At 60.9% G+C, this 8,911-nt stretch carries 11 protein-coding genes and 1 tRNA gene; 5 read left to right on the top strand and 7 right to left on the bottom strand.

Going from position 1 to position 8,911, the window contains the following annotated elements; genetic code table 11:
• Genes K1X80_RS17010 through cysG form a run of 4 tightly spaced genes read left to right on the top strand, consistent with a single transcriptional unit; the run spans position 1 to position 4,389 of the window.
• Positions 1 to 1,326: a replication-associated recombination protein A gene (locus K1X80_RS17010; protein WP_057960008.1), complete on the top strand. Its 1,326-nt coding sequence runs from the start codon at positions 1 to 3 to the stop codon at positions 1,324 to 1,326.
• Positions 1,323 to 1,697 carry a fluoride efflux transporter CrcB gene (gene crcB, locus K1X80_RS17005; RefSeq protein ID WP_057441422.1) on the top strand — a complete coding sequence of 125 codons (375 nt, stop codon included), beginning with the start codon at positions 1,323 to 1,325 and terminating at the stop codon, positions 1,695 to 1,697. Before K1X80_RS17010 ends, crcB begins: the two co-directional genes overlap by 4 nt.
• A gap of 16 nt (positions 1,698 to 1,713) precedes the next feature.
• On the top strand, positions 1,714 to 2,994 hold the full coding sequence (gene serS, locus K1X80_RS17000; protein ID WP_057441423.1) for a serine--tRNA ligase: 1,281 nt from the start codon (positions 1,714 to 1,716) through the stop codon (positions 2,992 to 2,994).
• The gene (gene cysG, locus K1X80_RS16995; protein ID WP_057960007.1) at positions 2,995 to 4,389 is read left to right on the top strand and encodes a siroheme synthase CysG; all 1,395 of its coding nucleotides are present in this window, start codon (positions 2,995 to 2,997) and stop codon (positions 4,387 to 4,389) included.
• Positions 4,390 to 4,455: 66 nt separating this feature from the next.
• Here the strand turns inward: cysG and K1X80_RS16990 are convergent, their stop codons facing one another.
• From K1X80_RS16990 to K1X80_RS16960, 7 genes are all read right to left on the bottom strand, one after another.
• Positions 4,456 to 5,451 (bottom strand): glutathione S-transferase family protein, encoded by a 996-nt coding sequence (locus tag K1X80_RS16990; RefSeq protein WP_220172363.1) that lies wholly within the window; start codon positions 5,449 to 5,451, stop codon positions 4,456 to 4,458.
• An 88-nt stretch (positions 5,452 to 5,539) separates the two neighbouring features.
• Entirely contained in the window at positions 5,540 to 6,541 is a 1,002-nt protein-coding gene (locus K1X80_RS16985; RefSeq protein WP_128593584.1) for a glycosyl transferase family protein, read from the bottom strand.
• Positions 6,538 to 6,873 (bottom strand): TusE/DsrC/DsvC family sulfur relay protein, encoded by a 336-nt coding sequence (locus tag K1X80_RS16980; protein ID WP_169961316.1) that lies wholly within the window; start codon positions 6,871 to 6,873, stop codon positions 6,538 to 6,540. The genes K1X80_RS16985 and K1X80_RS16980 overlap by 4 nt, the downstream gene beginning before the upstream one ends.
• Complete coding sequence (tusB, locus tag K1X80_RS16975) at positions 6,870 to 7,163, bottom strand: sulfurtransferase complex subunit TusB (RefSeq protein ID WP_220172362.1); 294 nt, start codon at positions 7,161 to 7,163, stop codon at positions 6,870 to 6,872. Before tusB ends, K1X80_RS16980 begins: the two co-directional genes overlap by 4 nt.
• On the bottom strand, positions 7,163 to 7,513 hold the full coding sequence (gene tusC / locus K1X80_RS16970; protein ID WP_169961315.1) for a sulfurtransferase complex subunit TusC: 351 nt from the start codon (positions 7,511 to 7,513) through the stop codon (positions 7,163 to 7,165). The genes tusB and tusC overlap by 1 nt, the downstream gene beginning before the upstream one ends.
• A gap of 1 nt (position 7,514) precedes the next feature.
• Complete coding sequence (gene tusD, locus K1X80_RS16965; RefSeq protein WP_057960002.1) at positions 7,515 to 7,907, bottom strand: sulfurtransferase complex subunit TusD; 393 nt, start codon at positions 7,905 to 7,907, stop codon at positions 7,515 to 7,517.
• 87 nt (positions 7,908 to 7,994) lie between these two features.
• Entirely contained in the window at positions 7,995 to 8,666 is a 672-nt protein-coding gene (locus K1X80_RS16960) for a Bax inhibitor-1/YccA family protein (protein WP_029293588.1), read from the bottom strand.
• 152 nt (positions 8,667 to 8,818) lie between these two features.
• Here K1X80_RS16960 and K1X80_RS16955 point away from each other — a divergent pair.
• Positions 8,819 to 8,909, top strand: a tRNA-Ser gene (locus K1X80_RS16955).
• Positions 8,910 to 8,911: the final 2 nt, after the last annotated feature.

Raw genomic sequence — 8,911 nt, 5'->3', positions numbered from 1 at the left:
ATGGACCTGTTTCGCAGTGACCCGATTGCCCAGCCATTGGCCGCGCGCCTGCGCTCGACCAACCTGGATGAGTATGTCGGGCAGGAGCACTTGCTGGCTCGTGGCAAGCCGCTGCGCGAAGCTCTGGAGCAGGGTGCCCTGCACTCGATGATCTTCTGGGGGCCGCCGGGCGTGGGCAAGACCACCCTGGCGCGGCTGCTGGCGAAGGTCTCCGATGCACACTTTGAAACGGTCTCGGCGGTATTGGCCGGGGTCAAGGAAATCCGCCAGGCGGTGGAAGTCGCCAAGCAACAGGCCGGGCAATACGGCCGGCGCACTATCCTGTTTGTCGACGAAGTGCATCGCTTCAACAAGTCGCAGCAAGATGCGTTCCTGCCTTACGTGGAAGACGGCACGCTGATTTTTATCGGTGCGACCACGGAAAACCCCTCGTTTGAGTTGAACAACGCTTTGCTCTCGCGAGCGCGGGTGTATGTGCTCAAAAGTCTCGATGAAGCGGCGATGCAGAAGCTGTTGCAGCGGGCGCTGAGCGAGGACAAGGGGCTGGGCAAGCGCCACCTGAGTCTGGGTGACGAGGGTTTCAAGATCCTGTTGGCGGCGGCAGACGGCGATGGCCGGCGGTTTCTCAACCTGCTGGAAAACGCCTCCGACCTTGCCGAAGACAATAGTGAGATTGGCGTCGACCTGCTGCAAAGCCTGTTGGGCGATACCCGGCGGCGTTTCGACAAGGGCGGCGAAGCCTTTTACGATCAGATTTCCGCGTTGCACAAATCCGTGCGCGGCTCTAACCCGGACGGCGCGCTGTACTGGTTCGCCCGCATGATCGACGGCGGCTGCGACCCGCTGTACCTGGCCCGGCGCGTGGTGCGCATGGCCAGCGAGGACATCGGCAACGCCGACCCACGGGCCCTGAGCCTGTGCCTGGCGGCCTGGGAAGTCCAGGAGCGCCTGGGCAGCCCGGAAGGTGAGTTGGCGGTGGCGCAAGCCATCACCTACCTGGCCTGCGCGCCGAAAAGCAATGCGGTGTATATGGGCTTCAAATCGGCATTGCGCGCCGCGGCCGAGCACGGCTCGCTGGAAGTCCCTTTGCACCTGCGTAATGCACCGACCAAGCTGATGAAACAATTGGGTTATGGCGATGAGTACCGCTACGCCCACGATGAACCGGATGCCTATGCCGCCGGTGAAGACTACTTTCCCGACGAGCTTGCCCCGCAACCGTTCTACCAGCCGGTGCCCCGTGGCCTGGAGTTGAAGATCGGGGAAAAGCTCAACCACCTGGCGCAACTTGATCGCCTGAGCCCCAAACAACGGAGAAAACTATGATTCCCTTGGTGGTCGCAGTCTCTGTTGGCGGTGTGGCCGGTACCTTATTGCGCTTTGCCACCGGTAATTGGATTAACGCCAATTGGCCGAAACACTTCTATACCGCGACGCTGGCCGTTAATATCGTGGGCTGCCTGTTGATCGGCGTGTTGTACGGCCTGTTTCTGTTACGCCCGGAGGTGCCTGTTGAGGTGCGCGCCGGGTTGATGGTGGGCTTCCTTGGCGGCCTGACCACCTTTTCATCCTTTTCACTGGATACCGTGCGCCTGCTGGAAAGTGGGCAAGTGCCGCTGGCGATAGGCTATGCGGCCATCAGTGTATTCGGCGGGCTGCTCGCCACCTGGGCCGGCCTGTCCTTGACCAAACTTTGATAAACGAGAGACCGACATGCTCGATTCCAAACTGTTACGTAGCAACCTTCAGGACGTAGCGGACCGCCTGGCATCCCGTGGCTTTGCCTTGGATGTTGCGCGCATCGAAGCGCTGGAAGAACAGCGCAAGACCGTCCAGACCCGCACCGAAGCACTGCAGGCTGAACGCAATGCGCGCTCCAAATCCATCGGTCAGGCCAAGCAGCGTGGCGAAGACATCGCGCCGTTGATGGCGGACGTCGAGCGTATGGGCAGCGAGCTGTCTGACGGTAAGGTCGAGTTGGACAAGATTCAGTCCGAGTTGGATTCCATCCTGCTGGGCATTCCCAACCTGCCGCATGAGTCGGTACCGGTCGGCGAAGATGAAGACGGCAACGTCGAAGTGCGCCGCTGGGGTACGCCAAAAGCCTTTGATTTCGAGATCAAGGACCACGTCGCCCTGGGCGAATTGACCGGCGGCCTGGATTTCGAAACCGCCGCCAAGATGTCCGGTGCGCGCTTTGCTCTGCTGCGCGGTCCGATTGCGCGCATGCACCGGGCCCTGGCGCAGTTCATGCTCAACCTGCACACCGGCGAACACGGGTACGAAGAGGCTTATACCCCGTACCTGGTTCAGGCGCCGGCGCTGATGGGCACCAGCCAGTTGCCGAAGTTCGAGGAAGACCTGTTCAAGATCAGCCGCGATGGCGAAGCCGATCTGTACCTGATTCCGACTGCCGAAGTGTCGCTGACCAATATCGTGGCCGGCGAGATCCTCGACGCCAAACAGCTGCCGATCAAGTTCGTGGCCCACAGCCCGTGCTTTCGCAGTGAAGCCGGTGCCTCGGGGCGCGACACCCGCGGCATGATCCGCCAGCACCAGTTCGACAAGGTCGAGATGGTACAGGTGGTCGAGCCGTCGACCTCCATGGAAGCCCTGGAAGGCCTGACTGCCAACGCCGAGCGCGTCCTGCAACTGCTGGAGCTGCCGTATCGCGTATTGGCGCTGTGCACTGGCGACATGGGTTTCAGCGCGGTGAAGACCTACGACCTGGAAGTGTGGGTGCCGAGCCAGGATAAATACCGCGAGATTTCTTCGTGCTCCAACTGCGGTGATTTCCAGGCCCGACGCATGCAGGCGCGTTTCCGTAACCCGGAAACCGGCAAGCCGGAGCTGGTCCACACCCTTAACGGTTCGGGCTTGGCGGTAGGTCGCACCCTGGTTGCCGTTCTGGAGAACTACCAGCAGGCCGACGGTTCGATCCGTGTACCTGAAGTGCTCAAGCCATACATGGCGGGCGTTGAGGTCATCGGCTAAATGGAATTTCTGCCACTGTTTCATAACCTGCGCGGCAGCCGTGTGTTGGTCGTCGGTGGTGGGGAGATTGCCTTGCGCAAGTCCCGGCTGCTGGCCGATGCCGGCGCGGTATTGCGGGTGGTTGCTCCCCTGATTGAAGATCAGTTGCGTGAACTGGTGCAGGGCAGTGGCGGTGAACTGATTGTGCGCGGTTATCAGGAGGCGGACCTTGATGGCTGCACCCTGATCATCGCTGCAACCGACGACGAGCCGCTGAACGCGCAAGTGTCCAGCGATGCCCGGCGGCGGTGTGTGCCGGTCAATGTGGTGGACGCGCCAGCGTTGTGCAGCGTGATCTTCCCGGCGATTGTCGACCGCTCGCCCTTGGTGATTGCGGTGTCCAGTGGCGGCGACGCGCCGGTGCTGGCGCGTTTGATCCGCGCCAAGCTGGAAACCTGGATTCCGTCCACCTACGGTCAATTGGCCGGGCTGGCCGCGCGTTTTCGCGCCCAGGTCAAGGGTTTGTATCCCGATGTTCAGCAACGCCGGGCTTTTTGGGAAGAGGTTTTCCAGGGCCCGATTGCCGATCGGCAACTGGCGGGGCAAGGTGATGAAGCCGAGCGGTTGCTGGTGGAAAAAGTCAACGGCAAGCCGCCCCATGCACCAGGTGAGGTGTATCTGGTGGGCGCAGGCCCCGGTGATCCGGACCTCCTGACCTTTCGCGCGCTGCGTTTGATGCAGCAAGCCGATGTGGTGCTGTATGACCGCCTGGTGGCCCCCGCGATTCTTGAGCTGTGCCGACGGGATGCCGAGCGGGTCTATGTCGGCAAGCGCCGCGCCGATCACGCGGTGCCGCAAGAGCAGATCAACCAGCAACTGGTGAACCTGGCCAAGCAAGGTAAGCGTGTGCTGCGCCTCAAGGGCGGCGACCCGTTTATTTTTGGGCGCGGCGGCGAAGAGATCGAAGAGCTGGCGGCCCATGGCATCCCGTTCCAGGTGGTGCCGGGCATCACCGCGGCCAGTGGTTGCGCGGCTTACGCTGGCATCCCTTTGACCCATCGCGACTATGCGCAATCGGTACGCTTCATCACCGGCCACCTGAAAGATGGCACCTCGGATTTGCCCTGGAATGACCTGGTGGGGCCGTCGCAGACCCTGGTCTTCTATATGGGGTTGGTGGGCTTGCCGGTCATCTGCGAGCAACTGATTCGCCATGGTCGTTCGGCGGACACCCCGGCTGCGCTGATCCAGCAAGGCACCACGTCCAACCAGCGTGTGTTTACCGGCACCCTGGCCGACTTGCCGCGCCTGGTGGCGGAGCATGAAGTGCATGCGCCGACCCTGGTGATCGTAGGCGAAGTGGTGGTGTTGCGTGAGAAATTGAAGTGGTTTGAAGGCGCCCAGTCCCAGGTATAACCTGTTCGCCCGGCTGCACACAGACCCACTGTGGGAGCCGGGCTTACCCGCGATGAGGCTGGCGCATCAGCGCCAGATCTCTTTACCGCTCAATCCTTCTCGATCATGTTTGCTATCAAACGCCTGCAATGGCCCCTTCGGCACAATCCCTGTCGGATTGATCGTCCGGTGGCTGGCATAGTAATGCCCCTTGATATGCGAAAAATCCACGGTCTCGGCCACCCCCGGCCATTGATACAGCTCTCGCAACCAATTCGACAGATTCGGATAATCTGCTATCCGCCGTAGGTTGCATTTGAAGTGGCTGTAATACACCGCGTCAAACCGAATCAGCGTGGTAAACAGCCGCACATCGGCCTCTGTCAGGTATTCACCGGCCAGGTAGCGCTGCTGGCCCAGGTGTTGTTCCAACTGATCCAACTCGGCAAACACCTCATCAAATGCGCTTTCATACGGCTGCTGCGAGGTGGCGAAGCCTGCGCGATACACGCCATTGTTCACGGCGGGATAGATCCGCTCGTTCAACGCGTCGATGGTCGGGCGCAGCGGTTCGGGGTAGAAGTCCAGGGTGTTGCCGGTCAGCCCGTTGAATGCGCTGTTGAACATGCGGATGATCTCTGCCGATTCATTGCTGACGATGCGATTGAGCTTCTTATCCCATAACACCGGCACCGTGACACGCCCGGTGTAGTCGGCGGTGTCGGCGGTATAGCGCTGGTGCATGAAGGCAAAGTCGTCGAGCTTGTCGCCAGTGGAGCCGTGGGCCTTGTCGAAGGTCCAGCCATTCTCCAGCATCAACCAACTGACCACCGACACGTCAATCAGGCTTTCCAGGCCTTTGAGCTTGCGCAGGATCAGGGTGCGGTGCGCCCATGGGCAGGCGAGGGAAACATAGAGATGGTAGCGGCCAGCCTCAGCCTTGAAGCCACCATCCCCGCTCGGGCCAGGTTGGCCATCGGCGGTGACCCAGTGCCGGCGTTGCGCCTGTTCCCGTTGGAAGGCGCCATCTGCGCTACTTTCGTACCACTGGTCGTGCCAGTGTCCTTCAATCAGCAAACCCATGACTGACTCCTTGGCTAGTAAGCGTTGGAGTGCAGTCTAATCGTCTGGGTTCGAACAAATAGCGCAAAGGGTCGGGGTTAATTATCGACTAGTTCGATGTGTTGCGCGCATCCCAATACTGTTGGGCCAGTTCGAAGGCCTGTTCCCGTGGGTGCCCCAGGCCGCGCAGGGCCAAGGCCATGGTGGCGATCAGCGCTAATTGCGGGTAGCTGTCTTGTACCTCACCACGCCACAGGGCCTTTAGATGTTCGGGGTCGAGACTGGCGGGCTTGACGTGGCGCTGGGCGGAGAGGGCAGGCCACTCTTCGTCCCAGCTTGTGCCGCCGGTGGTACCGTACAAGTGGCTGGTGGTGTCGGGATTGATCTCGATCTCGCCGCCATCGCCCTTGATCACAATGGTGTTGTCACCCAGCAGGCCACTGGCATCGCGGTGTACCCCCTGGTAGCCGGGATGGAAGATGCTTTGCAGGCCGCAGCGCGCGCCCAGCGGGTTGAGGATGCGGGCCAGGGAGTGAATGGGCGAGCGCAGGCCGAGGATATTGCGCAGGTCAATCATGCGTTGCAACTGCGGGGCCCAGTCGCCCAGTGGCATAAATGCCAGGTTGCCTTGTTCCAGAGCGGTCTCGACCTGTTGCCAGTTGCGGCACAGTGGAATCTGCAGCTCACCCAGCAACTGTTCGGTGTACAGCCGGCCGGCCGTATGGGCACCGCCGCCGTGCATGAAAATCCGCACGCCGTTCTGCGCCAGGCACTTGGCGGCCAGCAGGTACCACGGCAGGTGGCGTTTTTTTCCGGCATAGGTGGGCCAGTCGAGATCCACCGTCAGTGCTGGAGGGTTGAGCCGCTCGCGCAGGGCCTCGGTGAAGCCGGCGAGCTCCTCCGGGCTTTCTTCCTTGTGGCGCAGCAGCATCAGGAACGCACCGAGCTGGGAGTCCTCGACTTTCTCGTCGAGCAGCATGCCCATGGCTTCCCGGGCTTCTTCACGCGTCAGGCTACGGGCGCCGCGCTTGCCTTTGCCGAGGATCCGCACAAACGGCGCAAAGGGGTGTTCGGCGGGAGTTTCGGTGATCAACGGGGCAAAGTCGGTCATAAGCAATTCGTCGGCCTGGGCAGGCCCGCCAGCTTGGCGGCAAGTTTGGCGGGAGTGCCTTTGAACAGTCGGTTGAGGTGCAGGCTGTTGCCCTTTTCCGGGCCCAGCTTCAAGGCGGTGTACTTGATCAGGGGGCGGGTGGCCGGGGACAACTGGAACTCCTGGTAAAAACCCCTGAGCAGCTTGAGGATTTCCCAGTGTTCGTCGGTCAGTTCCAGCGCTTCGGCGCTCGCCAGGGCATTGGCCACCTCGACTGACCAGGCATTCAGGTCAACCAGGTAGCCGTCCTTGTCCAGCTCAAGGGTGTGGGTGCCTACAGTCAGGGTGTTCATAGCCAGGTGTTGACCTTGTCATGGTCGATCGACAGCTGCACAAAACCTGGGTAGTCGACACTCCTGGCCCACTGCGGCAACGCCAGGCCGCGGGCCTGGGCATCTTCGGCAAGCAGGAAGATGGCCAGGGCCTTGGCTTGCAGGGCCTGGAAGGGGGCGCTACCGGGTTGCAGGGCATAGATTGCATCGCCGCACAGCAGGATCGCATCTTGCGCGCCACACAGGCGTAGGCAACTGCCGAGGCGGCTGTCGGTAAACGGGGAGTGGGACAACACATGCAAGGTCGACATCAGAGGGTCATCACCTGATCGTAACGGTCAATCATCTGGGAAATCTGTTCGCTGCTCAGTGGCTGCGCGCTATCAGGGGCGGTCAACCCACGCTCCGCCAGGCTGTGGCTGCATGCGAACACGTCGTCGATGCCAAACAGCGAGAGGGCCTGCAGGTTGGCCGTCACATCCTTTTGTTGCAAGGCCTTGGCATCTTGGGCGGTTGCCAGTTGAAACACCCCGTCATCGAGAAACAGCAGCCCGATCGGCAAGTCGAATGCGCCGCCGGCCAGCACCACATCCAGTGCTTCCCGCGCACTGGGCCCGGACCATGGCGCCTGGCGGCTGATGACTAACAAGGATCTGGACATTTCATGGCCCTCCAAAGCAGATCAGGCGGTCGGCGTCCTGAATGGCGTCGTGCAACTGCCCCAGGCCTGACAGCGCCCACGGCGCGTCCAGATTCACCGCACTGCGCTGGTAGCGCGCAGCTTCCTCGGCATTCAACACCCCTCGGCGCAGCGCCGCCGCAATGCAGACCACGCCGTCAAGCTGATGCTCGCTGACGAAGGCGCGCCATTGTTGGGCGATATCCTGCTCATCCTGGGGCGTGACCACCGAATTGGCAGCGCTGTAGACGCCATCCTGATAGAAAAACAGCCGCACAATCTCATGCCCGCCGGCCAACGCCGCCTGGGCAAACTGCAGGGCGCGGCGCGAGGAGGGCGCATGGGCGGCGGAAAAAAGCGCAATCGCGAACTTCATGGAACACTCTGTAGGCAAACCTTTGCCAATGATAAAGCCGCAGGCAACAAAAAGCCCGCCGAAGCGGGCTTTTTGATGAGGCTGGGATCAGTCGTCGCGGCTCATGATGCCGAAGATCTGCAACAGGCTGACAAACAGGTTGTAGATCGATACATACAGGCTGATGGTCGCCATGATGTAGTTACGCTCGCCGCCATGGATGATGGCGCTGGTCTGGAACAAAATGCAGACCGAGGAAAACAGCACAAAACCGGCGCTGATCGCCAATTGCAGGCCGCTGATCTGGAAGAACATGCTCGCCAGCACGGCCGCCAGCAACACGAAGAAGCCAGCCGTGATGAAACCGCCGAGGAAGCTCATGTCCTTACGGGTGATCAGCACATAGGCCGACAGGCCACCAAACACCAAGGCCGTCATGGCGAATGCCGAGCTGACCACTTCCGCGCCGCCCTGCATACCCAGGTAACGGTTCAGGATCGGGCCCAGCAGGAACCCCATGAAACCGGTCAGGGCAAACGCCGACACCAGGCCCCAGGCCGAGTCGCGCAGCTTGTTGGTGAGGAAAAACAGGCCGTAGAAGCCGATCAATACCACGAAGATATTCGGGTAGCCGACACGCATCTGCTGCGCCACATACGCCATCACGCCGCTAAATGCGAGGGTGAGGGCGAGCAAGCCGTATGTATTGCGCAGGACGCGGCTAACCTCTAGCTGCTCAGCCTGCACGTTGCTATTAACTGCGTAATCCTGTTCGCGCATGGCGACACTCCTTCAGTTTTGAAACGTTCAGTCGCAAAGATCATAACAGACGCTCTGTAACAAGCTATGCAGAGAGTTTGACAGTGTGTTTCATTCGGGTATTATGGCGCCCGCTGAGACAGGATGGGCTATTATAATCCTGTGTTGCGCAAGGGAAATTGGCAGAGTGGTTGAATGCACCGGTCTTGAAAACCGGCGAACGTTAATAGCGTTCCCAGGGTTCGAATCCCTGGTTTCCCGCCAAG

This window comes from Pseudomonas sp. So3.2b, assembly GCF_019464415.1.
Classification (GTDB): Bacteria; Pseudomonadota; Gammaproteobacteria; order Pseudomonadales; family Pseudomonadaceae; genus Aquipseudomonas; species Aquipseudomonas shahriarae.
Note: the sequence above shows the minus strand (reverse complement) of the source record. Positions and strands in the feature narration are given on the sequence as shown.

Excerpts from the sequence above, each read along its gene's own strand:
- K1X80_RS17010 (WP_057960008.1), top strand. The coding sequence starts at position 1 with ATGGACCTGTTTCGCAGTGACCCGATTGCCCAGCCATTGGCCGCGCGC.
- cysG (WP_057960007.1), top strand. The coding sequence starts at position 2,995 with ATGGAATTTCTGCCACTGTTTCATAACCTGCGCGGCAGCCGTGTGTTG.
- crcB (WP_057441422.1), top strand. The coding sequence starts at position 1,323 with ATGATTCCCTTGGTGGTCGCAGTCTCTGTTGGCGGTGTGGCCGGTACC.
- K1X80_RS16990 (WP_220172363.1), bottom strand. The coding sequence starts at position 5,451 with ATGGGTTTGCTGATTGAAGGACACTGGCACGACCAGTGGTACGAAAGT.
- serS (WP_057441423.1), top strand. The coding sequence starts at position 1,714 with ATGCTCGATTCCAAACTGTTACGTAGCAACCTTCAGGACGTAGCGGAC.
- K1X80_RS16985 (WP_128593584.1), bottom strand. The coding sequence starts at position 6,541 with ATGACCGACTTTGCCCCGTTGATCACCGAAACTCCCGCCGAACACCCC.
- tusC (WP_169961315.1), bottom strand. The coding sequence starts at position 7,513 with ATGTCCAGATCCTTGTTAGTCATCAGCCGCCAGGCGCCATGGTCCGGG.
- K1X80_RS16960 (WP_029293588.1), bottom strand. The coding sequence starts at position 8,666 with ATGCGCGAACAGGATTACGCAGTTAATAGCAACGTGCAGGCTGAGCAG.
- K1X80_RS16980 (WP_169961316.1), bottom strand. The coding sequence starts at position 6,873 with ATGAACACCCTGACTGTAGGCACCCACACCCTTGAGCTGGACAAGGAC.
- tusB (WP_220172362.1), bottom strand. The coding sequence starts at position 7,163 with ATGTCGACCTTGCATGTGTTGTCCCACTCCCCGTTTACCGACAGCCGC.
- tusD (WP_057960002.1), bottom strand. The coding sequence starts at position 7,907 with ATGAAGTTCGCGATTGCGCTTTTTTCCGCCGCCCATGCGCCCTCCTCG.